Raw genomic sequence first — 26,902 nt, 5'->3', positions numbered from 1 at the left:
GTGGTTACCGATGGCCCGTTCGGCCGATTGGCCGGCTACCTGAATTGGGATGGCCTGAGGTAAGGATAGTTCGGAATCGCCAAGGTCAAGGCGCAATCGCGGGCAGTAGTGCTGTTGCAGCACTCTGGGGGGAGCCGAGCCCAGTGCTGACGCGGGCCCGGCAGATGAAAAATTTTATTCCGCCGGGCTGGATGCGGTTTCCTGTGGGTAAGTGTTGCGCCAGAGTTCGAAGCCGCCGTCGAGGCTGTAAACGTCAGAGAATCCTTGCCCGATCAGGTAGGCGGCTGCGCTCTGGCTGGAGTTGCCGTGGTAGCAGGCGACGATCACTGGCCCATCGAGATCGGCCTTGGCGATGAAATCGGCCAAGGAGTAGTTGTCCAGGTGCTGCGAGCCGCTGATATGCCCGGCAGCGAAACTTTGCGGGTCACGGATGTCGACCACCACCGCACCATTCTCACGCAGGGCCTTGGCCTGCTCCGGGGGGATGCGTTTGAACTCGCTCATGCTGTTTCCTCGCTACAGTCGCAGCGATGGTATTCGCCGCTATCGATATTCATCAGGGTCAAACTACCCCCCCACACACAGCCCGAGTCCAAGGCAAATACTCCAGGTTCATCGCAGTGTCCCTCCAGGGAGGCCCAGTGGCCGAAGACGATCTTATGGCCACGGGTTTTGCGCTGTTTGTGGCTGAACCAGGGAAGGTAGCCGGCGGGCGCGGTGCCGAGGCCTTCCTTGCTTTTCAGATCCAGGGTGCCGTCCGCCTTGCAGAAACGCATGCGGGTGAAGTAGTTGGTGATCACCCGCAGCCGCGTCACACCTTGCAGCTCCTTGTTCCAGCGCGCGGGTTCGTTGCCGTACATGCCATCGAGGAACATTGGGTAAAGGGCGTCGTCACGCAGGGCGTTCTCGACTTCTTCAGAGCGCCTGAGCGCCTTGGCCATGTTCCACTGCGGGGGAATGCCAGCATGCACCAGAGCTATATCGCGCTGCTCATCGTAATGCAGCAGCTTCTGTTTGCGCAGCCAGTCGAGTAAATCGTCGCGATCGGCTGCCTCGAGAATTTCCCGTAAGGTGTCGCCACGCTTGAGCCGTTCAATATTGCGTGATGCGGCCAGCAGGTGCAGGTCGTGATTGCCCAGTACACAGACCAGCGAATCACGCATTCGGTACAGAAACCGTAAGGTTTCCAGCGATTCGGGCCCGCGATTGACCAGGTCGCCGACCAGCCACAGCCGATCCCGCTGGGGATCGAAGGCGACACGCTCCAGTAAGCATTGCAGCGGCTTCAGGCATCCTTGTAGATCACCAACGGCATAGGTTGCCATCAGTGCAGGGCACCCGGCACCGCGAGGCGGAAGGGGGCGATGAGGGCATCGAAACGCTGGCCGTCATTGGCGATCATTTGGTAACTGCCCTGCATGGTGCCAACCTGGGTCGCCATCAATGTACCGCTGCTATAGCTGTGGCTGGTGCCAGGCTCGATCAGTGGTTGCTCACCAATCACGCCCACGCCGCGTACTTCCTGCACCTGGCCATTGCCATCGGTGATCAGCCAGTGGCGCGACAATAGTTGCGCTGACAGTTCGCCGTTGTTGGCGATGGTCACGTCGTAAGCAAAAGCGAAGCGATTCTGCTGCGGCTGTGACTGCTCCGGCAGGTAACGGGTGATGATGCTGACGTCGATCTGGTAGCGAGAGTCGGACATGGGCACTCGGTAAGTCAGGTGAGCGAGGGAACGGGTTGTTCGGCTAACTGGTCTGCCAGGCGCACAAATGCGGCCAGATCCAGCTGTTCCGGGCGCAAGCTGCCATCGACGCCTGCCGCTTCGATCTCGCTGGCTGGAAGTAGAGCCTTGAGAGTGTTGCGCAGAGTCTTGCGGCGCTGATTGAACGCCTCGCGCACTACACGTTCGAGCAGATGGTGATCCTTGGCCGGGTGGGGCAACTGTTTGTGTGGTGTCAGGCGGACGATCGCCGAATCTACCTTGGGGGGCGGATTGAAGGCGCCGGGGCCGACGTTGAATAGGTGCTCCACTGAACAATGGTACTGCACCATGATCGACAACCGCCCCCAGTCACCGCCGCCGGGGCCGGCAGCCAAGCGCTCGACCACTTCCTTCTGCAGCATGAAGTGCATATCGCGGATCAGGTGGGCATTGGCCAGCAGGTGGAAAATCAGCGGGGTGGAGATGTTGTAGGGCAGGTTGCCGACGACGCGCAGGCTGCTGGGTTCGGCTTGCAGGCGAGCGAAATCGAACTTCAAGGCGTCGCCCTGATTCAGGCGAAAGCGTGGCTCTCCACCGAATTTTGCCTCCAGGATGGGGATCAGGTCGAGATCCAGTTCGATCACGTCGAGTTGTGCACCGCTGTTTAGCAACCCTTCGGTGAGTGCGCCCTGGCCTGGGCCGATTTCCAGCAGATGTTCGCTATCGCGCGCATGGATGGCCCGCAGGATGCGATGGATCACCCCGGCATCATGAAGAAAATTCTGGCCGAAACGTTTACGCGCACGGTGTTGGTAGGGCTCGGACATCAGAAGCAGCTCCAAGCTTCAAGCTGCAAGCGTCAAGCAAGAGCGTAAAGCGATCAGGCGAAAACGCGCAGTTTAGCAGGGAACAACCGTCAAGCGCTTTGCTGGAAGGACTCTGTAGGCTTCAGGTGCTGCGTGTATCGCTGCTTTGGGCCATTTCATAGGCCGTCTCCAGTGCCACCTGCAGGCTGCCGCAATCGATTCGTCCAGTACCGGCCAGATCCAGCGCGGTGCCGTGATCGACCGATGTGCGGATGATCGGCAAGCCCAAGGTCACGTTCACCGCAGCCCCGAAACCTTTGTATTTGAGCACCGGCAATCCTTGGTCGTGGTACATGGCCAGCACCGCATCGCAGTGATCCAGGTGTTTGGGGGTAAACAGTGTATCGGCGGGCAATGGGCCGATCAGGTTCATGCCCTCTGCGCGCAATTGCTGCAGCGCCGGCTCGATCACGTCGATTTCTTCGCGGCCCAGGTGGCCACCTTCGCCTGCGTGTGGATTGAGGCCGCAGACCAGGATGCGCGGCTCGGCAATGCCGAACTTGTCACGTAGGTCGGCGTGCAGGATGCGTGTCACGCGCTGCAGACGCTCATGGGTAATCGCGCTTGCGACGTCTTTGAGCGGCAGATGCGTCGTCACCAGGGCAACGCGTAATCCCCGCGTCGCCAGCATCATCACCACTTGTGGGGTATGTGTCAGCTCGGCAAGAAACTCGGTATGGCCGGAAAAGGTGATGCCAGCATCGTTGATCACACCTTTATGCACTGGCGCCGTGATCAAGCCTGCGAAGTCGCTGTTGATGCAGCCCTGCCCGGCGCGGGTCAGGGTTTGCAGCACGTAGGCAGCGTTGGCTTTATCCAGATGGCCGGTTCTGACCGGCTGGGCCAGTGGCGTGTCCCACACATATAGGCTGCCGACGGCGGCCGGTTGTGTCGGCCATTGACCAGGCCCGGTGTTGATCAGCGCGATATCCAGGCCCAGCTCCATGGCGCGCTCACGTAGCAACGCGGCGCTGGCGATACAGATCAGAGCATGCGCCTGGGGCTCGCGGGCAAGCAGCAGGCATAAGTCAGGGCCAATGCCTGCAGGTTCTCCGGGAGTGATGGCGAAGCGCAGGCAGTTGGGCATGATCAATTCTCGAAGGCAGGTCGCTAGCGATTCTAGCGCAGGCGGAAATGAAAAAGCCCGGCGCTGGGCCGGGCTTAGTCGTGCAGCATACAACCAAGCTTACAGCTTGGTTTCCACGTAGGCTTCATCGCGGATCTGGCGCAGCCAAGTCTGCAGCTCTTCCTCGTACTTGCGGTTGCGCAGCAGATTCAGCGCCTGTTGCTCGCGCATCTGCTCGCTGCTGTCGGTGGCGCGCCGGCCCATGACCTGCAGCACATGCCAGCCGAACTGGCTCTTGAATGGCTTGGAGACTTCTCCGCTGGCAGTGTTGTTCATCACTTCGCGGAACTCAGGCACCAAGGCGTTCGGGTCAATCCAGCTCAGGCTGCCGCCGTTGAGTGCCGAGCCCGGGTCTTCGGAGAAGCTTTTCGCCAGCTCGGCGAAGTCTTCCCCAGATTGGATGCGTTGGTAGAGGCGCTCTGCCAGAACCTGAGCTTCGGCTTCGCTGCGGATCTCGCTGGGTTTGATCAGGATATGGCGCACGTTGACTTCGTCACGTACGGCTGCAGCCTCGCCACCACGCTTCTCGAGTACTTTGAGCAGAATGAAACCGCCCGGTGTGCGGATTGGCTCGCTCACGTCGCCAACACTCATGGCGCCAAGCATGCTATCGAACGGCGGCGGCAGTTGAGCCGCTTTGCGCCAGCCCATGTCGCCGCCTTCGAGCGCCGTTTCACTGGCCGAGTTGGCGATGGCCAGTTGGCCGAAGTCGGCGCCCTGACGCGCTTGCTGGTAGATGTCCTGGGCGCGACGTTCGGCGGTCTGCAGGGCATCGGAAGAAGCGTCTTCCTGCACCGGGATGACGATGTTGGCCAGGCGGAACTCTTCGGAGAGTTGCATCTTGCCCAGGTCGGAGGCCAGGAAGTTTTTCACTTCCTGATCCGTTACCTGAATGCGCTCGGCCACGCGGCGCTGGCGCACGCGGCTGATGACCATTTCACGGGAAACCTGATCACGTGCTTCATTGAACGACAAGCCGTCCTGGGCCAAGGCAGCACGGAATTGCTCGATGCTCATGCCATTACGCTGGGCAATGGTGGTGATGGCCTGGTTGAGTTCTTCGTCACTGATGCGAATGCCGGAGCGCTCGCCCATCTGCAACTGAATATTCTCGATGATCAGACGATCCAGTACTTGCTGGGCCAGGACATTGGCCGGTGGCACCTCGGCGCCGCGCTTGGCGATGGTCTGTTGAACCTCGCGGACACGGGCGTCGAGTTGGGTCTGCATGATCACGTCGTTGTCGACGATCGCCACCACGCGGTTGAGGGGCTGTACATCGGCGTGTGCCGCGGTACCCAGAAACAGCGCGCCCAACAGCAGCGGGCGCACGCACTCAGAAAGCTTGATCTTCACGTTCACGATAACCTTGAATGCCTTGGTCGAGGAATGTCTCAACGTTGCTGCCAGTCACGCCGCCCAGGCCTTTGAGGACGATTTGCAGGAAGATGCCGGTGTCTGGTTCATCGTTACGCGAGGGATTGAGGCTGACCTCGTCGTAGTCGATCCAGTAACGGTTGATGACGCGCAGCTTCCAGCAGCAGCTGTCGTACTCGAAGCCGCCGAAGGCTTCCAGTGTACGGTTGCGGCCGTAGTCGTACTGCCAGCGGGAGATGACGCTCCATTGCGGGCCAAGCGGCCAGATGACAGAGAAGTCATGCTGGCTGATCTTGTAGTAGTCCTTGATGTAGTTCGGGTTACCGGGCGTACCGTAATCACCACCATAAGTCCACGTGCCAGTACTCTGGTCGAAACGCATTGTGTCATTACGGTAGCGATAGCCGGCGTTGACGATCTTGCGTGGATTGTCGGCTGGCTGGTAATGGAACATGGCGCTGCCCGAACGGGTGCGATGGCTATCCGGATCCCAGTTGAAGTCCGAGGTGAAGCGCCAGTCCTGATTGTAGCGATACATGTATTCCAGTGCGTACGGCGATACCGACGACTGTGCTTCATCGCGAGTGCGATAGTCGATGCCGGGCATCTGCACCGTGCGGTCTTCGAAGTAGAAGGCCTGGCCGATACTGAAGCGCTGACGCTCAAAACCGTTCGCTTCGATCCAGCGACTGGTTACGCCCAAAGACAACTTGTTCTCGTCGCCGATACGATCCTTGCCGCTGAAACGGTTTTCGCGCCACAGCGATGCATAGCTGAAGCTGCTTTCGCCAGTGTCGAATACCGGGATATCGCTCTGGTCTTCCTCGGGGACATAGAGGTAGAACAGGCGTGGTTCGAGAGTCTGGCGAGCTTCACGACCGAACATTGAGGTGTCGCGGTCGAAATACAGGCCGCTGTCGACGCTGAACATGCCGACGCCACGACTCTGGCTGCGGTTGTATTGTTCATCGGCAAGTAGCGTGCTCTTACCTCGCTGGTCGAGATCCAGATCATAGTTGGTTTGCAGATACTTGACCTGGGGTTTGACGAAACCCCAGCTCCAGTCCAGCGGCAGACTGACGCCTGGCTCGACGTGTAAGCGCGTACCGTTGGCGCGCTTCAAGCCGCGCAGCCGGGCGTCATACCAAGGGCCCTCGGATACACCATCTTCGTTGATGAAGTTGCCGCTGCGCAGATCACGATCAAAGCGCACTAGTTCCGTGCCGTAGGTAAAATTGAGGCCACCCGGCTCAACTGGAAGTTTGCCATCGAGGGTGATCTGCGGCAGACGGTTATAAGGGGTCAGATCGGTAATGGTGGCCAGCTCATAGGCATGAGCATTGAGCCGCGCGGTGTAGCTATCGCCGCGCCAAGTCAGGGTGCCGCGCTGGTTGACGTAACGGGTGGTATCAATGCCTAGATCAGTGCTCAGATCCTGAAAATAGTAAGGATCGCTGATGTCGGTGTAATCGACCTCGGCAAGTAAGCGGTTATTCAAGCCCTGCCTGTGCTGCCAGCTGTACATCCAGCGTTGATCTTTGTAGTCCGACTGCAGTTTGCGGTCATCATTGCTGTCATCGAGATAGGCGGCGCCAATCTGACCTTCGCTGTTGCGGGTCAGGTAGCGGAACTCGCCTTCGAGCAGCAGGCCACGATCCGCCATATAGGTCGGATACAGCGTGGCGTCGAAGTTTGGTGCCAGGTTGAAATAGTACGGCGTCTGCAGGGTCAGACCGCTGTCGCTTGAACTACCGAAACTGGGTGGCAGGAAGCCGGACTGGCGACGGTCATCGATCGGGAAGTAGATATACGGTGTGTAGAACACCGGGAAATCCTTGACCCGCAGGGTGACGTTGGTCGCGGGCCCGAAACCCGTGGCTGGGTTCAGGGTGATGTTGTTACCCGTCAGGTGCCACGCGTTGCTGCCAGGCTCGCAGCTGGTGTAGGTGCCATCCTTGAGGCGGATGATTGCGGTTTCTTCGCGCTTGGCGTAGGCCGCGCTGCCACGTACGTGAGCGGCATGCATCACGTATTCGGCGTTTTCGATTTGCGCTTCACCATTGTCCAGTTGCAGCTCGGCACGGTCACCGACGACCAGGGCGCCTTTGTCGCGCAGGCGCACATTGCCGACCAGCTCACCACGATTTTCTGCCTGATGCAGGTTGGCTTCGTCAGCCTCGACCTGCATGCCAGCCTGGCGCACGACCACGTCACCCGCGAGGGTGGCGACCTGCTCTTCCTGCTGATAGCGAGAAGCCTTGGCCGACACGAACATCGGCGCTTCGCTCATCGGCGTAGTGTCGTTCATGCCTGGGCGGCTCGGCTCGATATAAGAGCCAGAGCAGGATGGGCCGATCTCGGCCAGCTGTGCGCTGGTCAGTTGCTCGCGCGGCACCCAGTCCAGGTGACTGTAATCGGCGCTGCGTGAAGCCAGCGCTCGGCCACCACTTTCGGTGACTTGCGTTGGCGCGGCCTTGGTCTCAGGCTTAGCAGCTGCCGCAGTAGCCGTGCCTGCGCTCACCGCATTGGTGCTGTGCGTCGGGCGAATAGGCAGATTGGCCGTACTGGTTTTAGGCGCACAGGCCCAGCCGCCGGTAGGCGATGCCTGACAGTTGAACTGTTCGGCAGCTGTGGCGAATGGGCTGGCGAAAGGCTGAAGGGCCAACAGGCCGCCCGTTACCAGAAGCGGGAATTTCTTGCGAAAAGCGGGGTATTTTACTGCCATCTTGTTTTCCGGGCTTCCTGTGCGCTTTTGGCCCCAGGGGCCGCACGCCTCTCGATGGGCTGAAAAAGATGCTGGATAATAAAGCATGACCCGCGCAACGGCTAGCGCCGTCGGAGACCCTTGTAATGCCTGATCAAGATGTACGTCTGCAGCGTCTGCAACAGTGGCTGGCGCCCCAGTTGCAGGAATTATTCGCTTCAAAACACTGGGGAGAGGTGCCACATGCCTCATTGCAGCCAGCCAGTAGCGACGCCAGCTTCCGCCGATATTTCCGTTGGCAGGCCGCTGGCCGCAGCCTGATCGTGATGGATGCGCCGCCGCCGCAGGAAAATTGCCGACCGTTCGTCGGTATCGCCAGCTTGCTGGCACGCGCCGATCTCAACGTGCCGCTTATCCATGCCGCGGATCTCGAGCAGGGCTTTCTGCTGCTCAGCGATCTTGGCCGACAGACATACCTGGATGTGATCGACAGCGACAACGCCGACAGTCTGTTCAGCCCCGCAATCGACGCATTGCTCGCCTATCAGCGGCTGCCGATGGACGAACCATTGCCGCACTACGATGACGCCTTGCTGCGCCGCGAGCTGCAATTGTTCCCGGATTGGTATGTTGCCCGAGAGCTGGGCATTACCTTCGATGCCGCGCAGCAGGCAGCCTGGGGGCGTATTTGTACGCTGCTGATCGACAGTGCCCTGGCCCAGCCCAAGGTGTTGGTGCACCGCGACTACATGCCGCGCAACCTGATGATCAGTGAGCCCAACCCCGGCGTGCTGGACTTTCAGGACGCCGTCTATGGCCCCGTCACCTACGACATCACCAGCCTGTTCAAGGATGCCTTTCTCAGTTGGCCGGAAGCGCGCGTGCAGGCCTGGTTGGAAGATTATTGGCAGCAGGCCCGTGCAGCAGGCGTACCGGTGCAGGACGATGTGCAGGACTTTCTGAGGGCCAGCGACCTGATGGGCGTGCAGCGCCACCTCAAGGTGATCGGTATCTTCGCGCGCATCTGCCACCGGGACGGCAAGCCCCGCTACCTGGCTGATGTGCCGCGTTTCTTCGCCTATATAGAAGCGGTACTCGGCAGGCGGCCGGAACTGGCAGAGCTTGGCGAACTGATTTCCCAGCTCAAGCAAGCTGCGGGGGCTGCCCGATGAAGGCGATGATCCTCGCCGCCGGCAAGGGCGAGCGGCTGCGGCCGCTGACGCTGCATACGCCCAAGCCCCTGGTTAAGGCCGCCGGTGTGCCGCTGATCGAATACCACGTGCGGGCTCTGGCTCGTGCCGGTTTTACCGAGCTGGTGATCAACCACGCCTGGCTCGGCCAGCAGATCGAGGATTATCTTGGTGATGGCGAGCGCTATGGCGTAAGCATTCACTACTCGCCCGAGGGCGAGCCGCTGGAAACCGGCGGTGGGATCTTCAAGGCGCTGCCGCTGCTGGGTGATGAGCCTTTCGTGGTGGTCAATGGCGATATCTTCACGGATTACGATTTCGCCAATCTGCGCCGTCCGCTGAGCGGGCAGGCGCATTTGGTGCTGGTGGACAACCCGCCTCACCACCCGAAAGGCGACTTCCAGCTGCAGGGCGGCCAGGTCGAAGATGCCGTCGCAGGCCGCGACAGCTTCACCTACAGCGGTATCGCCGTGCTGAGCGCGGCACTGTTCGCGAGCAGCCCGCCGGGTGCCTTCAAACTCGCCCCTCTGCTGCGCGACGCCATGGCGGCCGGGCAAGTCAGTGGTGAGTGTTTCTCCGGGTGCTGGGTCGATGTCGGTACCCACGAGCGGCTGGCCGAAGTCGAACGCCTGCTGACGGGCGAGCGCTGAGATGTACTGGCCACTGACGCTGGTAGGTGCCGTGGCGGGCTATGCACTGGCGAGCATCCCCGGGCTGATGCTCGGCGGGCTGCTGGGGCAGGTACTCGACCGGCGCCTCGGTCTGCGTGGCTGGAAGGTGTTGGGGGAGCGACTGCGTAGCTCATCAACCGTGGGTGATGAACAGTTGCTGTTCGTCATGCTCGGTCGCCTGGCGAAAAGCGATGGTGTGGTGCAGCAGGCGCATATCCGTCAGGCCCGTGCCGAGATGCAGCGCCTGGCCGTTGGCGAGGCAGCCAAGGCAAGTGCCATCGAGGCCTTTTCTCGTGGCAAGACGGGGCAGGATAATCTGCGTGGCGCCATACAGCGCCGGCGCGCCGATGCGGATGCACTGCTGCGTGCTTGCTGGCGCATGGCCTGGACCGATGGCAAGGTGGGGCAGGCCGAGCGCGAACTGATTCTGTTGTGGGGGAAGTGGTTGGGTGTTTCAGCCGATGTCCAGGAGGCGTTGAGTGCGGACTGCTCGCCGCGTCGTGGCCCACCAACTGCGGCCCCCGATGGCTATCAGCAGGCGCTGAGGCTGCTCGGTGTAAATGCCGACAGCGATGCTCTGCAGATCAAGAAAGCTTACCGCCGCCTACTCAGTCGTCATCATCCGGACAAAATTGCTGGTAGTGGCGCATCGCCTGAGAAGGTGCGTGAAGCAACCGAAGCGACCCGCGAACTACACAATGCCTATGCGCTGATTCGCCAGCGCCGCGGATTCCGCTGAGCAAGCCTGTCGCGTAGTCGGGCGCTCATCCGGCTCAGCGATAGCGCAACGGTGGCGCTGCGAACTGCTTACTTGCCGCCCCCCACCTGCTTATCCAGCCAACCGCGCAGGCGTCTGAACAATTGCTCTTCGGCTACGCGAGGGTTGCCCGGTAGAGCGTCCAGGCCAATCTGGACGTACGTGGGTTGCTTCTGTCGCTGACTGAGCTGCTTGCGCAATAGCGCGGCCTGTCGAGCGGTAGGGCTGTCGCGGTAATAGAAGTCACCGACACTGGCCTTGAGTTGCGCCAGCAGGTCATTGATCGGCGAATCGAAGCCTTCTGGCTGGCGGATATCCACCAACAGCAGGTTGGTGATGTTGGCGGGTGTACGTTCGGCGATATAGCGGGCGGCCCAATAGGCGCCGCTGCCGTGGCCCAGCAGTACCACCGTCTTGGCTTGTTGTTGCGCGGCAAAGGCGATGCCTGCATCGATTCGGGCGAACACGCGCTCGACATGCGCGGTGCGCGCGGCCTCTGCGTTCTGGGCTGGCTCGGTAGCTGGTGCTGGTGTCGGCTCGGTCGTGGCCGGCTCCGCAGGTTTCTCGGCCAGCGCCTCGCCAGCCGCCGGGGCGGGTTCGGCGACGCGCAGTGGAAGGTTGGCGCCTTGGGGATCCGGCAGACTCAGACTCAAACTGTGCCAGCCGGTATCCGGCAGCTTTTGCCGCAAAGGGGCGATGACCCTTGGCGCATCGGCACTCTCCTCATCACCCGGCAGCAGAACCACTGCTCCCTTGGGGGCCGGATCATTGGCTGGCAGCCAGAGCGCGAGAAACGGCGTACCGGCGGCGTCGAGCTGTTGTTGTTCACTGGCGGCCAACTGACGCTCAAGGGCCAGTGCTTCGAGGTCACTGCGTTCGGCCAAGGGCGCGCGTTGCTCGGGCTTGGCTTCAGTTTTTTCGCCGGCTTCGGCCGGTGGACTCTGATCGCCCAGGGCAGGCAAGCAGCCTGCCAGGAGCGCAAGGCACAGCACGTAGCGTGGCGAGTGTCGAAAGCGCGTCATCGTATGGCTCGCATGTGGATAGCGCTTAGAGACTAGGGTCTGTTGGCGTTTCAGTGCAAGACGCGGCCTTGTCGAAAGCATGGTGCTCGCCAACTTGTCGTGGATTTATCGGATCCTGATGTAGCCTAATACTGCCTTTGCGGCGGGCGTTCGCCCCCCAGTGTCTCCTTGCTTTTTCGGTGCCCGAGCATGATCCACCGCTGGCTGTTTCTCCTGCTGCTGAGCTTGCCGACCGTGCTGTGGGCGGATGAGTCGCCGCCTGCGCGCGCGCCGATCTTCGATGTCGAGCAGCAGCAGTGGCTCGCCAGCCACCCCATATTGCGAGCTGGGGTGGTATTGCAGGCGCCCTATGCCCAGCTCGACCGTCGCGTGCACCGTCTCACGGGCGCCAATGTCGAGATGATGAATACGCTGGCCGCGCTGATGGGTGTGCAACTGCGTTGGCGAACCTTCCAGACTCAGGAAGAGCTGGAACAGGCGTTGCACAACGATCAGATCGACCTCGCCAGTGGCCTTGGCCAGACGCCCGCAGGGCTGCGTCGCTGGGTATTTTCCGACCCTTTCATGCGCGTGTCGCATTTGCTGATTGGCGAGCGGGACAGCAGTGGGGCGGTCGATCTGGAGCAGCTCGACGGACGCTCGCCCATTGCCTTGAAAGTGTCGGAGGCGGTGCTCGATTACCTGCGCAGCAGCTACCCGAAACTCAAGTTGGATACCGTCAGTTCACCGCGTCAGGCCCTGCAGCGGGTGCTCAATCAGCAGGCCAACTACGCGGTGCTCGATGAAGCGCAACTAGGCCGTCTATCCCGTGAGCCGGAGTTTCTTGGTCTGGCGATCGTCGGCGATATCGGTTTTCCACAGCTGCTGCGCGTCGCCACCCGGCGTGACTGGCCGGAGCTCTCGGCCATCGTCGATGTTGCGCTGCGCAGCGTGTCCGCCCGCGAGCTGGATGATCTGCACAACCGCTGGCTGCCGCCGAGCTACCTGCAGCAGGAAGGCTCATCGAGCTTCTGGCGTGGTATCAGCCTGCTGCTTGGCCTGCTGCTGATCTTCGCACTATTGCTGGCGCTGTTGATGAGGCGTCAACGCGACACCCTGGAGTTTCGTCTGCTCGCCGCGCGTCACGAGATCGAACTGCGTGAGGTCGCCCGCGATGCACTGCGGCTGTCGCAATTTTCCATCGACAACAGCACGGTGGGCATTCTCTGGGTCAATTGGGACAGCCATGTGCGTTACGCCAATCGTGCGGCGGAGGCGATGCTGGGCTGCCGCAGCGGCGGCGTGGTCGACCGGCCATTGAGTGATTTCGAGCCGAACCTGAACATGGATCGCTGGCTCAACCTGTGGCGGTTGGCGCGCAGTGGTGACGAGCGGCCGCCGAGCTTCGAGACCGAATGCCTGCGGGCCGATGGCAGCCGTTTGCCGGTGGACGTATCGCTGAGTTTTCTGCAGTACCGCGATACCGAATACCTGGTGGTGTTTATCACTGATGTCACCGAGCGCCGCCGTGCCCTGGCCGCGCTGCAGGAGAGCGAGGCGCGGCTGCAGGGCATCGCTGCCAACGTGCCCGGCGTGGTATTTCGCCTGGAGCGCGCGCGTCCGGGTGATTTGGCGCTATTCGCCTTCATCGGCGAGGGCAGCGAAAGCCTGGTCGGCTATCGGGCATCGACATTGCTGGCGCCCGATCATGGGTTACGCAGCCTGGTGCATCCGGACGACAAGGCCGATTACCACCGCGTCCAGGATCGCGCCTTCGACAGCGACAGCGACTGGCACTGGCAGGGACGCATGCTCACCCACCTCGGCGAGTCGCGCTGGGTTGACATCAAGGCCATGGCCCGGCGCATGGCCGATGGTCGGCTGATCTGGGACGGGGTGGTCTGGGACATCAGCGAGAACAAGCGCAACGAACTGGCGTTGGCCGAATCGCAGATGCGCCTGCGCGATCTGTCGGCGCACCTGGAGAGCGTGCGTGAGGAGGAGAAAGCACGCATCGCCCGCGAAGTGCACGACGAGCTGGGCCAGGTGCTGACCGTACTCAAGCTGGAAACCTCGATGTGCGAACTGGGTTACGCCGATCTTGACCCCGGCCTGCGTGATCGCCTGAACAACATGAAGAAGCTGATCGCCCAGTTGTTCCAGTTGGTGCGCGATGTGGCCACTGCACTGCGCCCGCCAATTCTGGACGCGGGCATCGCCTCGGCCATCGAGTGGCAGGCGCGGCGCTTCGAAGCGCGTACGCAGATTCCCTGCCTGGTCGAAGTGCCGGAGAACGTACCGCCGCTGAGCGATGCCAAGGCGACTGGGTTATTTCGCATCCTGCAGGAGTCGCTGACCAACGTCATGCGCCATGCCGACGCACACACGGTGACGGTGCGCCTGGAACTGCTGGGCGACAGCTTGCGCCTGTCGATCAGTGACGACGGCCGTGGTTTCAATCCAGCTACCGTACGTGCCGACTCCTTCGGTTTGGTGGGCATGCGCGAGCGGGTGCTGATGCTCGGCGGACAATTGACCCTCGACAGCCGTCCCGGCGAAGGTACTCTGTTGCGGGTCAGGGTGCCGCTGCATGAGTGTGTGCCCAATGACTGAGCAGAGGTTGAGCACGTGATCCGAGTACTGGTGGCCGAAGACCACACCATCGTCCGCGAAGGCATCAAGCAACTGATCGGCATGGCCCGCGACCTGCAAGTGGTCGGCGAGGCGAGTAACGGTGAGCAACTGCTGGAAACCCTGCGTCACACGCCCTGTGAGGTGGTACTGCTGGATATCTCCATGCCTGGCGTCAATGGCCTGGAAGCGATTCCGCGGATTCGCGCATTGCCCCAAGCTCCGGCGATCCTGGTGCTGTCGATGCACAACGAAGCACAGATGGCGGCCCGTGCGCTGAAGGTCGGCGCTGCCGGTTACGCTACCAAGGACAGCGATCCGGCCCTGCTGCTCACCGCGATTCGCAAGGTTGCTGGTGGCGGTCGCTACATCGACCCTGATCTGGCTGATCGTATGGTCTTCGAGGTTGGCCTGACTGATGCACGGCCGCCCCACGCGCGACTTTCCGAGCGCGAGTTTTCGGTGTTCGAGCGCCTGGTACAAGGTGAGGGCGTCAACGAGATCGCCGCCCACCTGGCGCTCAGCAGCAAGACCATCAGCACCCACAAGGCGCGCCTGATGCAGAAGCTCAACCTGCATTCAGTCGCTGATCTGGTGCGCTACGCGGTCGAGCACAAGCTGGTCTAAAAGACCGGGTTATCTATCAGCGACACGCTCTCTAAGGTTTACGCCCCGTTGATTGAGGTCTGCCGGTCGTCGACTTATCCATTTGCGACATCGCTGTAGGGTTCGCCCTACAACTGCCTTTCCGCCTGCCTTATAGCAAAGAGTCATTACGCCCGATTTGCAGGTTCTAACGTCGGTTTTAGTCTTGAGCCACGGTAGAACAACAGGCAGGTGCGGTGATGGGCGACACTTCTTCGAGCGACATCCTGGTCAGCTTTCGTGGCGTGCAAAAGAGCTACGACGGCGAGAACCTGATCGTCAAAGACCTCAACCTGGAAATTCGCAAAGGCGAGTTCCTGACTCTGCTCGGGCCATCCGGCTCCGGCAAGACCACCAGCCTGATGATGCTGGCCGGTTTCGAAACGCCCACGGCTGGTGAGATCACCCTGGCCGGCAAGCGTTTGAACAACGTGCCGCCGCACAAGCGCGACATCGGCATGGTGTTCCAGAATTACGCACTGTTCCCGCACATGACCGTGCTGGAAAACCTGGCGTTTCCGCTGACCGTACGCGGCATGAGCAAGGCCGACGTCAGTGAGCGGGTCAAACGTGCCCTGTCGATGGTACAGCTCGATGCTTTCGCCAGCCGTTATCCGGCGCAGTTGTCCGGTGGTCAGCAGCAGCGCGTGGCGTTGGCTCGTGCCCTGGTGTTCGAACCACAACTGGTGCTGATGGACGAACCACTCGGGGCGCTGGACAAGCAGTTGCGCGAGCACATGCAGATGGAGATCAAGCACATCCACCAGCGTCTGGGCGTGACCGTGGTGTACGTTACCCACGACCAGAGCGAAGCGTTGACCATGTCCGACCGCGTGGCCGTGTTCCACCAGGGTGAGATTCAGCAGATCGCCGCGCCGCGGGATCTCTATGAGTCGCCAAGCAATACTTTCGTCGCGCAATTCATCGGTGAAAACAACCGTTTCGCTGGCCAACTGGTCGAGCGCAATGGCGACAACTGTACGGTGCAACTGAGCCGTGGCGAGAAGGTGCAGGCCCTGGCGGTCAACGTTGGCCAGCCCGGCGACGCGGTGAGTCTGTCGATCCGCCCGGAGCGCGTTCGCCTGAATGCCGCTGCGCAGACCTGCGACAACCGTTTTTCCGGTCGCGTCTCCGAATTCATCTACCTCGGCGACCACGTTCGGGTGCGCCTCGAGGTGTGCGGCAAGACTGATTTCTTCGTCAAACAGCCGATTGCCGAGCTCGATCCTGCGCTCGCCGTCGGTGACGTGATCCCGCTCGGCTGGCAGGTCGAGCACGTTCGCGCCCTCGATCCGCTGTCGGCGGAATGATCGGCGTTTTGCGCTTTACCACAGCACTTGGAGCCAACATAAAAATGTCGAAGCTATTCTCCCTTTCCGCGCTGACACTGGGCCTGGTCTGCGCTGCACAGGTTCATGCTGCAGACCTCACCGTCATCAACTTCGGTGGCGCCAACAAGGACGCCCAGATCAAGGCCTACTACCAGCCGTGGGAAGCGGCGGGTAACGGCAAGATCATCGCGGGCGAGTACAACGGTGAAATGGCCAAGGTCAAAGCCATGGTCGACACCAACAGCGTATCGTGGGATCTGGTCGAAGTGGAGTCGCCTGAGCTGGCTCGCGGTTGCGACGAAGACTTGTTCGAAGAGATCGACTACTCGGTGGTCGGCGACAAGAATGCCCTGGTACCTGGCGCAGCATCGCTGTGTGGTGTCGGTTTCTTCGTCTGGTCGACCGTCATGGCCTACAACGCCGACAAGCTGACCACCGCACCGACCAGTTGGGCCGACTTCTGGGACGTGAAGAAATTCCCGGGCAAGCGTGGCCTGCGCAAGGGGGCCAAGTACACCCTCGAGTTCGCTCTGATGGCCGACGGCGTCGCGCCGAAAGACGTCTACAAGGTGCTGGCGAGCAAGGACGGCCAAGAGCGCGCGTTCAAGAAACTGGACGAGCTAAAACCCTATATCCAGTGGTGGGAAGCCGGCGCTCAGCCGCCGCAGTATCTCGCTTCCGGTGACGTGGTCATGAGTTCGGCCTACAACGGGCGCATCGCCGCTACCCAGAAAGAAGGCAGCAGCCTGAAGGTGGTGTGGGACGGTGGCATTTACGACTTCGACGCCTGGGCCATCCCGAAAGGTGCGAAGAACAAGGATGAAGCCCTGAAGTTCATCGCCTACACCCTGCAGGCGGAAAATCAGAAGACCTATTCGGAAAGCATCGCCTACGGGCCGGTTAACCCGAAAGCAGTCGATCTGCTGGACGCCAAGGTCGCCGCCGACCTGCCGACCGCACCGCAGAACATCGCCAATCAGGTCGCCATGGACGTGACCTTCTGGGCTGACTTCGGTGAAGTGCTGGAGCAGCGGTTCAACTCCTGGGCTGCGAAGTAACGCCTGAGTAAGTCGTTACACGAGCAAGGTTGTGAGGAGCGCCTGCATGCAGGCGCTCTGGCTTCACCCCTGAATTCATTATTCGCTTCACCGGAGTTAGCCCCATGGCCCTAGCAGTGCCCCATGCCGAGGTTGCCGGCCCCTCGCTCAAGCAGCGTCTGGCGCGCGCCGAGCGGATGAATCGCCTCAAGTCCCAGGCGCTGATCCTGCCGCTGGTGCTGTTTCTCGTCTTCACCTTTCTGGTGCCTATCGTGGCACTGCTCAACCGCAGTGTGGATAACCCGGACGTGATCGGCTCGATGCCGAGAACCGTTACCGCCATTGAGTCGTGGGACGGTCGTGGTCTGCCCGCCGAACCGGTCTACCAGGCACTGGCGCTGGATCTGGCCGAGGCCCGCGAGAAGCAGAGCATTGGTGATCTGTCCAAGCGCCTGAACATGGAGCTGGCCGGCTATCGCAGCCTGCTGGCCAAGACGGGACGTGCCTTGCCGTTCGAGGTCGAGCCGGCATCCTACAAGGATGCGCTGGAGTCCTTCGATGAGCGCTGGGGTGACCCCGCCTACTGGCAGGTGATCCGTCGCAATACCAGCTCCTGGACACCTTACTACCTGCTGGCCTCGCTCGATCATCGCGTCGACGACAGCGGTGCCGTGGTCAAGACCACCCCGGATCAGGCCATCTACCTGGACATCTTCGTCCGTACTTTCTGGATGGGTGCGGTGATCACCGCCATTTGCCTGGCATTGGCCTATCCGCTGGCTTACCTGCTGGCCAACCTGCCGACTCGCCAGGGCAACCTGCTGATGATCATGGTGTTGCTGCCGTTCTGGACGTCGATTCTGGTGCGCGTCGCCGCCTGGATCGTGCTGTTGCAGTCCGGCGGTCTGATCAACTCCGCGCTTATAAAAATCGGCATCATCGACCAGCCCCTTGAACTGGTGTTCAACCGCGCCGGTGTGTACATCTCCATGGTGCACATCATGCTGCCGTTCATGATCCTGCCGATCTACAGCGTGATGAAGGGCATCTCGCCCAGCTACATGCGTGCGGCGATCTCCCTCGGCTGTCATCCGTTCGCCAGCTTCTGGCGGGTGTATTTCCCGCAGACCCTGGCCGGCGTCGGCGCGGGCTGTCTGCTGGTGTTCATCCTGTCCATCGGCTACTACATCACCCCGGCGCTGCTCGGCAGTCCGAGTGATCAGATGGTCAGCTACTTCGTCGCCTTCTACACCAACACCACCATTAACTGGGGCATGGCCACCGCGTTGGGCGGCTTGCTGCTGGTCGCCACGCTGCTGCTTTATGTGGTGTACAGCTGGCTGGTTGGCGCTGGTCGCCTGCGTCTGGGTTAGCAGGCGATTGAAAAAAATTAACGAAGTAGCGGCAACGCAGGTGGTTTTTCAACGACCTGCTTATGGAATGGAGATTGAAAAATGCTGAGCCCCTACATGTCTCCCGTCGAGCGCGCCTGGTACTACGGCCTGCGCCTGCTCTGCGGTCTGGTGCTGTTGTTCCTGGTACTGCCGATCCTGGTGATCGTGCCGCTGTCGTTCAACTCCGGCACCTTCCTGATCTATCCGATGCAGGGGTTCTCGATGCGCTGGTACGAGGACTTCTTCGGCTCGGCTGGCTGGATGCGTGCGCTGAAGAACAGCATGATCATCGCCCCCGCGGCGACCGTGCTGGCCATGGTTCTGGGTACCCTGGCAGCCATTGGCCTGACCCGCTCGGAGTTCCGCGGCAAAGCGTTGGTGATGAGCTTGCTGATTTCGCCGATGGTAGTGCCGGTGGTGATCGTCGGTGTCGCCAGCTACCTGTTCTTCGCGCCGCTCGGCCTGGCCAACGGCTACTTGTCGCTGATCGTAGTGCATGCGGTGCTTGGCGTACCGTTCGTGATCATCACCGTGTCGGCCACGTTGCAGGGGTTCAACTACAATCTGGTGCGTGCCGCGGCCAGCCTCGGCGCATCGCCGATCACCGCGTTCCGCCGGGTGACCCTACCGCTGATCGCCCCAGGCGTGATCAGTGGTGCCCTGTTCGCCTTTGCCACCTCCTTCGATGAAGTGGTGGTGACCCTGTTCCTCGCCGGCCCTGAGCAGGTCACTCTGCCACGGCAGATGTTCAGCGGCATCCGCGAAAACCTCAGCCCGACCATCGCCGCTGCGGCGACCCTGCTTATCGGCTTCTCGATCCTGCTATTGCTGACTCTGGAGTGGCTGCGCGGGCGTAGCGAGAAGTTGCGCACTCAAGCCGAATAAGTCTTCACAGCCCAGCCGTAACCGCCGCACCCTTCGGTTGCGGCGGTTTTTTTATGGCCCATCGCACGCGACGTTAAAAATGGCTCCCGGCCATTTTTTATGCCTGGTGAGTGCATGCGGGTAAACTGCTGCGCTCTCCCGCGTTTCCCGGAAAACCCCATGGATTTCGACGATCCCAGTTTTCGCGAGCTGCTCGATGCGCTGCACGACGGCGTCTATATCACCGATGCCGATGGCATCACCCTCAAGGTCAACAGCGCCTACGAGCGCCTCACCGGGCTGCGCAGCGAGGATGTGGTCGGTCAGCACATGCAGGCGCTGGTCGAGCAGGGGGTGATTTCCCAGTCCGTGTCGCTGCGGGTGCTCAAGGAGGGCAGGGCGCTGTCGCTGATGCAAAGCGTCAGCCAGGGCAAGCGGTTGCTGGTCAGTGGCACGCCGATTTTCACCGCCGAAGGCCAGGTGCGTTACGTGGTAAGCACCGTGCGCGACATGACCGAGCTGCTGCGCATGAAGCACGAGCGCGACGAGTTGCAACAGCTCAAGCAGCTGCGCAACAGCACCGCGCGGCTGCATGCCGGCCAGCGTGACGATCTGCTCGACGCCTCACCGGTGGCCGATCACCCGGCTTCCGGGCGGGTGTTCGCTCAGGCCCGCCAGGTCGCTGCCAGTGATGTGAAGGTGCTGCTGCAGGGCGAGACCGGTGTCGGCAAGACGCTGATCGCCCAGTACATCCACAAGAGCAGCCCGCGGGCCGCGCAGCCCTTTCTGGCGCTGAATTGCGGCGCCTTGCCGGAAAACCTGATCGAAGCCGAGCTGTTCGGTTACGTCGCGGGTGCTTTCACCGGCGCCGGCAGCAAAGGCAAGCGTGGTCTGCTGGAGCTGGCGCACCATGGCACGGTGTTTCTCGACGAGATTGGCGACCTGCCGCTGGCGCTGCAGGTGAAGTTGCTCAAGGTCATCGAGGAAAGCCGCTTCATTCCGGTCGGCGGCCTGGAGTTGAAGGAAGTGGACGTGCGCATCATCACCGCCACCCACCATGACCTGCGCGCCATGGTCGGTGAAGGGCGTTTCCGCGCCGATCTCTATTACCGGCTCAACGTGGTACCGATCCACATTCCGGCACTGCGTGAGCGGCCCGAGGAAATCCAGCCGCTGCTCGACTTCTACCTGGCCGAATTCAATCAGCGCTACGGGCGCGAGCTCGAGTGGGAGCTGGAGGCTCTGGATGCGCTGACCGACTATTCCTGGCCGGGCAACATTCGCGAACTGATCAATCTGGTCGAACGCCAGGTGGTCACCTGCAGCGGGGCTGCCGTCGAGCTCTTCGATCTGCCCGAAGAGATGCGTAGCAGTGAGCGAGACGCCGGTGACGACAGCTTGCTGCCATTGCGCAAGCAGGTCGAACAGCTCGAGCGGCGGTTGATTCGCAAGGCCCTGGTGCAGCACAAGACCACCCGTGAAGCAGCCCGTGTGCTCGGCCTGAGCCAGGCCACCCTGGTGCAGAAGATGAAGCGCTGGGAGCAAGGTTGATTGAGAAATGGATCAAGTTACACATTTCTGATCCATTTTCTGATCGCTTCGGCACCCAGATAGCCTGTGGCAAATCGACGCAACCCGTCTACGGCAAGGGTTTCGTCAGGCTGGCACAGGAATCGCTATGACAGGCCCGAACCCGTACAGCTGAACACCATACAAAAGGGCCTGATGATGAGTATTGCCGCATTCAAGATCGCCAATAAGCTGCTGACCGGCCAAGGCGCCGTCGAGCAACTGGCGAGCGAACTGCCCCGTCTGAACATAGAGAACCCGCTGATCGTCACCGATGCCATCCTGATCAAGTCGGGCACCGTCGATCATGTCCTCAAGCAACTCGGCGAGCGCGCCTACGGCATCTTCGATGGTGTCGAGCCGGAGCCGGAGATCGCCATCGTCGAGGCATGCGCCAAGGTGTACCGCGAGGGTGGCCATGATGGCCTGATCGGCGTCGGTGGCGGCAGCGCCATCGATATCGCCAAGGCGGTGGCCGGTTACGTCGGCCATGACGGCGCGCTGGAAGAGCTGTTCGGCGTCGATCAGGTCAAGCGCAAGGGCCCGCCGCTGATCGCCATCCCGACCACCGCCGGTACCGGTTCGGAAGTGACCAACGTGTCCATCCTGTCGGACAAGAAGGCGCAACTGAAAAAAGGCATCGTCAGTGACTACCTGTTGCCCGACGTCGCCCTCGTCAGCCCGCTGATGACCCTGACCTGCCCGCGCAGCGTGACGGCGGCCAGTGGCGTCGATGCTCTGGTGCATGCCGTGGAGTCGTACCTGTCGGTGAATGCCTCGCCGATCACCGATGCGCTGGCCATTGGCGCCATCAAGCTGATCAGCAAGGCGCTGCCCAAGGCCTACGCCAACCCGGCCGACCTCGCCGCGCGCGAAGACATGGCCACCGCCAGCCTGATGGCCGGCATGGCATTCGGCAACGCCGGCGTCGGTGCGGTGCATGCCCTGGCCTATCCGTTGGGCGGGCGTTTCAATATCGCCCACGGGGTCAGCAACGCGCTGCTGCTGCCCTACGTGATGGCCTGGAACAAGCTGGCCTGCGTCGAGCGCATGGCCGAGATCGCTACCGCCATGGGCGTGCAGACCTTTGGTCTGAGCGACAAGGCCGCTGCCGACCTAGCGGTCGAGGCCATGGCCGAGCTGTGCGCCAGCGTCGATATCCCCAAGGGCATGCGCAGTTTCGGCGTGCCGGAAGACGCCATCCCGGCCATGGCCGAGGAGGCCAGCAAGATCGACCGCCTGATGCGCAACAACCCGCGTCGCCTGACTGCCGGCGATATCGAGCAGATCTACCGCGCCGCCTACTGAGTCATCTGCAACAACCGATGAAAAGCCCCGGCAGCGCCGGGGCTTGCTGCTTACAAGTCTAATAAAATGGGTAACTCAAATGTCCGAACTGCATCAACACGAACTTGGTGTAGAAGCCCCCTACTGGCCGGTGGGGCCATTCAAGGTGCGACTGCCTTTCATCCATTACCGCTTCGAAGTCTCCGACTACATGCAGGGCCTGCTGATGTGTGCGGTGGATCTGGCGGCGATCCCGCTGATGACCGAATTTCTCGGCATGCCGTTCGAGGTGGCGCTGGCGGTGGTCATGCTCAACGGCCTGTTGTACCTGACCCATCATCTGTTGGGCGATCCGGTGGTGCCGGGCTGGATCACTCCGGCGATTCCTTTGTTGATGGCGTACTGCAGTCAGTTCCCGGAGGGCCCGGAGCGGGTGCATGCGCTGATCGCCTTCCAGTTGATGCTGGGGGTGTTTTCCATCGGCCTGGGCATGACCGGCATGGCGCGCAAGGTGGTGTCGCTGGTGCCCTCGGCGCTCAAGGCCGGGATCATCATGGGGGCGGGCCTCAGTGCGGTGGTCACCGTATTCAAGGAAGGCGGTCGCTTCGACGCCTTCCCCTGGACGATCTCGATTGCCATCGGCATCGCCTTCTACCTGGTGTTTTCCATCCATTTCCAAGAGCTGAAGCAGCGCAATCGCTTCTGGTGGAATTTCGCCAAACTGGGCATTTTTCCGATCATCCTGCTGGCTGTGATCGTCGCACCGCTGTTCGGTGAAGCGGCCTGGCCGAGCATCGAGTGGGGGTTCAGCAAGCCGGACTTCGTCACCCTGTGGAACGAGTACACGGTCTTCGGTCTGGGCATGCCACCACTGATGATGTTCGTTACCGCGCTGCCTACGGTGTTTGCCGCTTACCTGGTGGTGTTCGGCGATGTGCTGGGTGCCAAGGCGATTCTCTCCGAGGCGGACGACATTCGCCGAGACGAGAAAGTCGATTTCGATCCCAACCGTTCCCACCTGATCTTTGGCGGGCGCAATGCCTTCATGAGTTTCTTCGGGCCGGATGTCGCCATGTGCGGGCCGCAGTGGTCGGCCATGCAGGTGGTGATCACCGAGCGCTTCAAAGGCGGCCCCAAGGCGATGAAATCCATCTACGGCGGCGTTGGTTCGTTCCGCTGGGGCACCAACACCGGGCTGCTGCTGTTGCCGGTGGTGACCCTGGTGCAGCCAATTCTTGGTGTGGCCCTGGCGTTGACCCTGCTGATTCAGGGCTATGTCAGCGTGCGCCTGGGCATCATGGAAGCACGCAGTCAGCGCGACCTGGGTATTGCCGGGGTGATCGGCGCGATATTGGCAATCAAGGGCGCCGGCTGGGCCTTCGCCATCGGTCTTGGCCTGTGCCTGCTGATCTATGGCGCGCGCTTCTTCCGCGGCGAGAATGACCAGACCTTCAGCAAGGATCTTCCACCTGCCGAGCCAGCCGCCAAGGCCACTCAGCCAGACTGAAACCATAGTGGCGGGAGCTGCTGCTCCCGCTGTACAGGAGAGATTGCATGCAACTGAATGACCCCCAACTGCTGCGCCACCAGGCCTACATCAATGGTCAGTGGAGCGACGCCAGCGATGGCGCCACCACGGAAATCTTCAACCCGGCCAACGGTGAATCCCTGGGCCGTGTGCCGAATCTGAGCGCCGCCCAGACCCGCGCCGCCATTGAGGCTGCTCGTGATGCCCAGCCGGCCTGGCGCGCGCTGACTGCCAAAGAACGCGCTGCGCGGCTGCGCAACTGGTACGAGCTGATGCTCGCCAACCAGGAAGACCTGGCGCAGATCATGACGGCCGAGCAGGGCAAGCCACTGAGCGAAGCGCGCGGCGAAGTGCTGTATGCCGCCTCGTTCATCGAGTGGTTCGCCGAGGAAGCCAAGCGTGTCTATGGCGATACCATTCCTGGTCATCAGGCCGACAAGCGTCTGCTTGTGACCAAGGAGCCGGTCGGCGTGACCGCTGCGATCACGCCCTGGAATTTCCCGGCGGCGATGATCACCCGCAAGGCTGGCCCGGCCCTGGCAGCCGGCTGCGCCATGGTGCTCAAGCCTGCGCCGCAAACGCCGTTCAGTGCCCTGGCTCTGGCCGTGCTGGCGGAGCGTGCCGGCATCCCGGCCGGGCTGTTCAGCGTATTGCCGGCCGACGCCGAGCGCTCCCGTGAAGTGGGCTTTGAGCTGTGCGCCAACCCCATCGTGCGCAAGCTGTCGTTCACCGGCTCTACCGGTGTGGGCATCAAACTCATGGAACAGTGCGCGCCGACGCTCAAGAAGCTGTCCCTGGAACTGGGCGGCAACGCGCCCTTCATCGTCTTCGCCGATGCTGATCTGGATGCTGCGGTCGAGGGCGCCATGGTCGCCAAGTACCGCAACGCCGGGCAGACCTGCGTCTGCGCCAATCGCATCTATGTCCACGATGCGGTGTACGACGCCTTCGCCGAGAAGCTCGCGGCAGCTGTTGGCAAACTCAAGGTCGGTCAGGGCTCCGAGGCGGGCGTGACCACCGGCCCGCTGATCGACGGCAACGCCGTGGCCAAGGTGCAAGCGCACCTGGCCGATGCGCTGGAGAAGGGTGCCAGGGTCGTGCAGGGCGGCAAGGCATTGGGCGGCAACTTTTTCGAGCCGACCGTGCTGGCAGACGTAACCACCGAGATGCGCGTGGCTCGCGAGGAGACCTTCGGCCCGCTGGCGCCGCTGTTCCGCTTCAGCGACGAAGCGGACGTGGTACGCCAGGCCAACGACACCGAGTTTGGCCTGGCCTGCTACTTCTACACCCGCGATCTGGGCCGTACCTTCCGGGTGGCCGAGGCGCTGGAGTACGGCATGGTTGGCATCAATACCGGGCTGATCTCCAACGAAGTGGCGCCGTTCGGCGGCATGAAAGCTTCCGGCCTTGGCCGCGAGGGCTCCAAGTACGGCCTCGATGAGTATCTGGAGATCAAGTACCTCTGCATCGGTATCTGAGCGGCTCTGCCGAGGCGTTACTAGGAAAGCCAGCATGGATCGAGCGCGGTGACAATCCGGGAACGCCCCTGGGTATCGCTGCGCTCAACCACAGGCTACGTGCGATCCAGCCGCCAGCCGTGTGCCTGTCGATCAACGGCGTGCCAGTCGTTACAATGCGCGCCACCGTGACCCATGCCCCCCAAGAGGTGCGCCATGCAACCCTTCGCCATCGCCCCGTCGATCCTTTCCGCCAACTTCGCCCGCCTGGGTGAGGAAGTGGATAACGTGCTCGCTGCCGGCGCCGATATCGTTCACTTCGATGTGATGGACAACCACTACGTGCCCAACCTGACCATTGGCCCGATGGTCTGCACGGCGCTGCGCAAACACGGCGTGACTGCGCCGATTGACGTGCACCTGATGGTCAGCCCGGTGGATCGCATCATCGGCGACTTTCTCGAAGCCGGTGCCAGCTACATCACCTTCCACCCCGAAGCGACGCTGCACATCGACCGTTCCCTGCAGTTGGTCAAGGACGGCGGCGCCAAGTGCGGCCTGGTGTTCAACCCGGCGACCTCGCTGGAATCACTGAAGTACGTGATGGACAAGGTCGACATGATCCTGCTGATGAGCGTCAACCCCGGTTTTGGTGGTCAGAAGTTCATTCCCGGCACCCTCGACAAGCTGCGTGAAGCCCGCGCCCTGATCGATGCCAGCGGCCGTGATATCCGCCTGGAAATCGATGGTGGTGTCAGCGCCAAGAACATCCGCGAGATAGCCGAAGCTGGCGCCGATACCTTCGTCGCCGGCTCGGCGATCTTCAATCAGCCGGACTACAAAACCGTGATCGACGCCATGCGTGCCGAGCTGGCCCAGGTGCGTGGATGAAACCGCTGCGCGCGCTGTGCGCCGGTGAGCTGCCGCGTCTGGTGATGTTCGACCTGGACGGTACGCTGGTCGATTCGGTGCCGGATCTGGCCACCGCCGTCGACCGCATGCTGACCGAGCTGGGTCGTGAGCCGGCTGGCGTCGAACAGGTGCGCACATGGGTCGGCAATGGTGTGCGGGTGCTGGTTCGCCGCGCCCTGGCCGGCGGCATCGAGCACGCTGCTGTCAGCGATGCCGAGACGGATGTCGCCCTGGCGCGCTTTCTCGATATCTATACCGATTGCCATGAGCTGATTACCCTCTATCCAGGTGTCCACGAACTGCTGGAGGCCCTGAGCACTGAGGCCGTCGAGCTGGCCGTGGTCACCAACAAACCGGAGCGTTTCGTCGCGCCGCTGCTCGAGCAGGTTGGCCTGGGCGGTTATTTCCGCTGGATCATCGGCGGCGACACCCTGCCACAGCAGAAGCCCGACCCGGCTGCGTTGCTGCAGGTGATGCACCTGGCCGGTGTCACTACAGCGCAGTCGCTGTTCATCGGTGATTCGCGCAGCGATGTGCTGGCTGCCCGCGCTGCTGGTGTGCCCTGTGTGGCAGTGAGCTACGGCTACAACCACGGTCGGCCGGTGGCCGAAGAAGAGCCAACTATGGTCGTCGATAGTCTCGCCGAACTGCTCTAACGGCATGTAGTTGCCTGAACCGAGCGGCTGCGCTACCTTGGCCGCTCGTTATTCCCCTCTTCGAGATGCTCCCGTGGTGGTCACCGGCAAACTCTGGATGAAAGTCATCAAGGCCCTGGCCCGTTGGCGCTGGCGCGCCTGACATTCATCTGCCGCGACAGGCGGCCCGTTCGCTCCGACCGATTTTCCAAGCC

Annotated in this window: 22 protein-coding genes and 1 pseudogene; 15 read left to right on the top strand and 8 right to left on the bottom strand. The window is 61.8% G+C overall.

The features are described 5' to 3' along the window. Window positions 1-174: 174 nt before the first annotated feature. From glpE to ACZ0AI_RS14275, 7 genes are all read right to left on the bottom strand, one after another. Complete coding sequence (gene glpE / locus ACZ0AI_RS14305) at window positions 175-504, bottom strand: thiosulfate sulfurtransferase GlpE (RefSeq protein WP_463562442.1); 330 nt, start codon at window positions 502-504, stop codon at window positions 175-177. Continuing rightward, a complete protein-coding gene (locus ACZ0AI_RS14300; RefSeq protein ID WP_463562441.1) occupies window positions 501-1,325 on the bottom strand; it encodes a symmetrical bis(5'-nucleosyl)-tetraphosphatase in 825 nt (274 codons plus the stop codon). Before ACZ0AI_RS14300 ends, glpE begins: the two co-directional genes overlap by 4 nt. Next, window positions 1,325-1,705: a Co2+/Mg2+ efflux protein ApaG gene (apaG, locus tag ACZ0AI_RS14295; RefSeq protein WP_463562440.1), complete on the bottom strand. Its 381-nt coding sequence runs from the start codon at window positions 1,703-1,705 to the stop codon at window positions 1,325-1,327. Before apaG ends, ACZ0AI_RS14300 begins: the two co-directional genes overlap by 1 nt. A 14-nt stretch (window positions 1,706-1,719) precedes the next feature. Continuing rightward, complete coding sequence (gene rsmA / locus ACZ0AI_RS14290; protein ID WP_463562439.1) at window positions 1,720-2,532, bottom strand: 16S rRNA (adenine(1518)-N(6)/adenine(1519)-N(6))-dimethyltransferase RsmA; 813 nt, start codon at window positions 2,530-2,532, stop codon at window positions 1,720-1,722. 121 nt (window positions 2,533-2,653) lie between these two features. Next, window positions 2,654-3,658: a 4-hydroxythreonine-4-phosphate dehydrogenase PdxA gene (pdxA, locus tag ACZ0AI_RS14285; RefSeq protein ID WP_463562438.1), complete on the bottom strand. Its 1,005-nt coding sequence runs from the start codon at window positions 3,656-3,658 to the stop codon at window positions 2,654-2,656. Window positions 3,659-3,757: 99 nt separating this feature from the next. Next, window positions 3,758-5,053, bottom strand: a complete 1,296-nt coding sequence (locus ACZ0AI_RS14280; RefSeq protein ID WP_463562437.1) for a peptidylprolyl isomerase — start codon at window positions 5,051-5,053, stop codon at window positions 3,758-3,760. Continuing rightward, complete coding sequence (locus tag ACZ0AI_RS14275; RefSeq protein WP_463562436.1) at window positions 5,034-7,799, bottom strand: LPS-assembly protein LptD; 2,766 nt, start codon at window positions 7,797-7,799, stop codon at window positions 5,034-5,036. Before ACZ0AI_RS14275 ends, ACZ0AI_RS14280 begins: the two co-directional genes overlap by 20 nt. 125 nt (window positions 7,800-7,924) lie before the next feature. Here ACZ0AI_RS14275 and ACZ0AI_RS14270 point away from each other — a divergent pair, with 125 nt between their 5' ends. Genes ACZ0AI_RS14270 through ACZ0AI_RS14260 form a run of 3 tightly spaced genes read left to right on the top strand, consistent with a single transcriptional unit; the run spans window position 7,925 to window position 10,378 of the window. Further along, window positions 7,925-8,950 carry an aminoglycoside phosphotransferase family protein gene (locus ACZ0AI_RS14270; RefSeq protein WP_463562435.1) on the top strand — a complete coding sequence of 342 codons (1,026 nt, stop codon included), beginning with the start codon at window positions 7,925-7,927 and terminating at the stop codon, window positions 8,948-8,950. Continuing rightward, window positions 8,947-9,618, top strand: a complete 672-nt coding sequence (gene murU, locus ACZ0AI_RS14265; protein WP_463562434.1) for an N-acetylmuramate alpha-1-phosphate uridylyltransferase MurU — start codon at window positions 8,947-8,949, stop codon at window positions 9,616-9,618. Before ACZ0AI_RS14270 ends, murU begins: the two co-directional genes overlap by 4 nt. A 1-nt stretch (window position 9,619) precedes the next feature. Further along, on the top strand, window positions 9,620-10,378 hold the full coding sequence (locus ACZ0AI_RS14260; RefSeq protein WP_463566149.1) for a DnaJ domain-containing protein: 759 nt from the start codon (window positions 9,620-9,622) through the stop codon (window positions 10,376-10,378). Window positions 10,379-10,446: 68 nt separating this feature from the next. Here ACZ0AI_RS14260 and ACZ0AI_RS14255 read toward each other — a convergent pair whose 3' ends face one another. After that, entirely contained in the window at window positions 10,447-11,418 is a 972-nt protein-coding gene (locus ACZ0AI_RS14255; protein WP_463562433.1) for an alpha/beta hydrolase family protein, read from the bottom strand. A 189-nt stretch (window positions 11,419-11,607) separates the two neighbouring features. Between ACZ0AI_RS14255 and ACZ0AI_RS14250 the strand changes: the two genes are divergently transcribed. The 12 genes and pseudogenes from ACZ0AI_RS14250 to ACZ0AI_RS14195 all read left to right on the top strand — a co-directional run bounded on the left by ACZ0AI_RS14250 (window position 11,608) and on the right by ACZ0AI_RS14195 (window position 26,850). After that, window positions 11,608-14,010: a PAS domain-containing sensor histidine kinase gene (locus tag ACZ0AI_RS14250; RefSeq protein WP_463562432.1), complete on the top strand. Its 2,403-nt coding sequence runs from the start codon at window positions 11,608-11,610 to the stop codon at window positions 14,008-14,010. A 15-nt stretch (window positions 14,011-14,025) separates the two neighbouring features. Further along, window positions 14,026-14,655 carry a response regulator gene (locus ACZ0AI_RS14245; RefSeq protein WP_463562431.1) on the top strand — a complete coding sequence of 210 codons (630 nt, stop codon included), beginning with the start codon at window positions 14,026-14,028 and terminating at the stop codon, window positions 14,653-14,655. A 218-nt stretch (window positions 14,656-14,873) separates the two neighbouring features. Continuing rightward, window positions 14,874-15,983, top strand: a complete 1,110-nt coding sequence (locus tag ACZ0AI_RS14240) for an ABC transporter ATP-binding protein (RefSeq protein ID WP_463562430.1) — start codon at window positions 14,874-14,876, stop codon at window positions 15,981-15,983. Between the two features lie 44 nt (window positions 15,984-16,027). Next, window positions 16,028-17,062: an ABC transporter substrate-binding protein gene (locus ACZ0AI_RS14235; RefSeq protein WP_463562429.1), complete on the top strand. Its 1,035-nt coding sequence runs from the start codon at window positions 16,028-16,030 to the stop codon at window positions 17,060-17,062. Between the two features lie 104 nt (window positions 17,063-17,166). Continuing rightward, a complete protein-coding gene (locus ACZ0AI_RS14230) occupies window positions 17,167-18,414 on the top strand; it encodes an ABC transporter permease (RefSeq protein ID WP_463562428.1) in 1,248 nt (415 codons plus the stop codon). An 81-nt stretch (window positions 18,415-18,495) separates the two neighbouring features. After that, window positions 18,496-19,320, top strand: a complete 825-nt coding sequence (locus ACZ0AI_RS14225; protein ID WP_463562427.1) for an ABC transporter permease — start codon at window positions 18,496-18,498, stop codon at window positions 19,318-19,320. Window positions 19,321-19,479: 159 nt separating this feature from the next. Next, entirely contained in the window at window positions 19,480-20,850 is a 1,371-nt protein-coding gene (locus ACZ0AI_RS14220; RefSeq protein WP_463562426.1) for a sigma-54 interaction domain-containing protein, read from the top strand. Window positions 20,851-21,027: 177 nt separating this feature from the next. Next, window positions 21,028-22,176: an iron-containing alcohol dehydrogenase gene (locus tag ACZ0AI_RS14215; protein WP_463562425.1), complete on the top strand. Its 1,149-nt coding sequence runs from the start codon at window positions 21,028-21,030 to the stop codon at window positions 22,174-22,176. Window positions 22,177-22,255: 79 nt separating this feature from the next. After that, window positions 22,256-23,662: a hypothetical protein gene (locus ACZ0AI_RS14210; protein WP_463562424.1), complete on the top strand. Its 1,407-nt coding sequence runs from the start codon at window positions 22,256-22,258 to the stop codon at window positions 23,660-23,662. A 47-nt stretch (window positions 23,663-23,709) separates the two neighbouring features. After that, window positions 23,710-25,161 (top strand): NADP-dependent succinate-semialdehyde dehydrogenase, encoded by a 1,452-nt coding sequence (gene gabD / locus ACZ0AI_RS14205; protein ID WP_463562423.1) that lies wholly within the window; start codon window positions 23,710-23,712, stop codon window positions 25,159-25,161. Between the two features lie 195 nt (window positions 25,162-25,356). After that, the gene (gene rpe, locus ACZ0AI_RS14200) at window positions 25,357-26,031 is read left to right on the top strand and encodes a ribulose-phosphate 3-epimerase (RefSeq protein ID WP_463562422.1); all 675 of its coding nucleotides are present in this window, start codon (window positions 25,357-25,359) and stop codon (window positions 26,029-26,031) included. Beyond that, window positions 26,028-26,850: pseudogene (locus tag ACZ0AI_RS14195) on the top strand (phosphoglycolate phosphatase). Before rpe ends, ACZ0AI_RS14195 begins: the two are co-directional and overlap by 4 nt. The last annotated feature ends 52 nt before the right edge of the window (window positions 26,851-26,902 follow it).

The sequence above is a fragment of the Pseudomonas sp. AC355 genome, from assembly GCF_979258205.1.
This window is presented reverse-complemented; position numbering and strand designations above follow the sequence as displayed.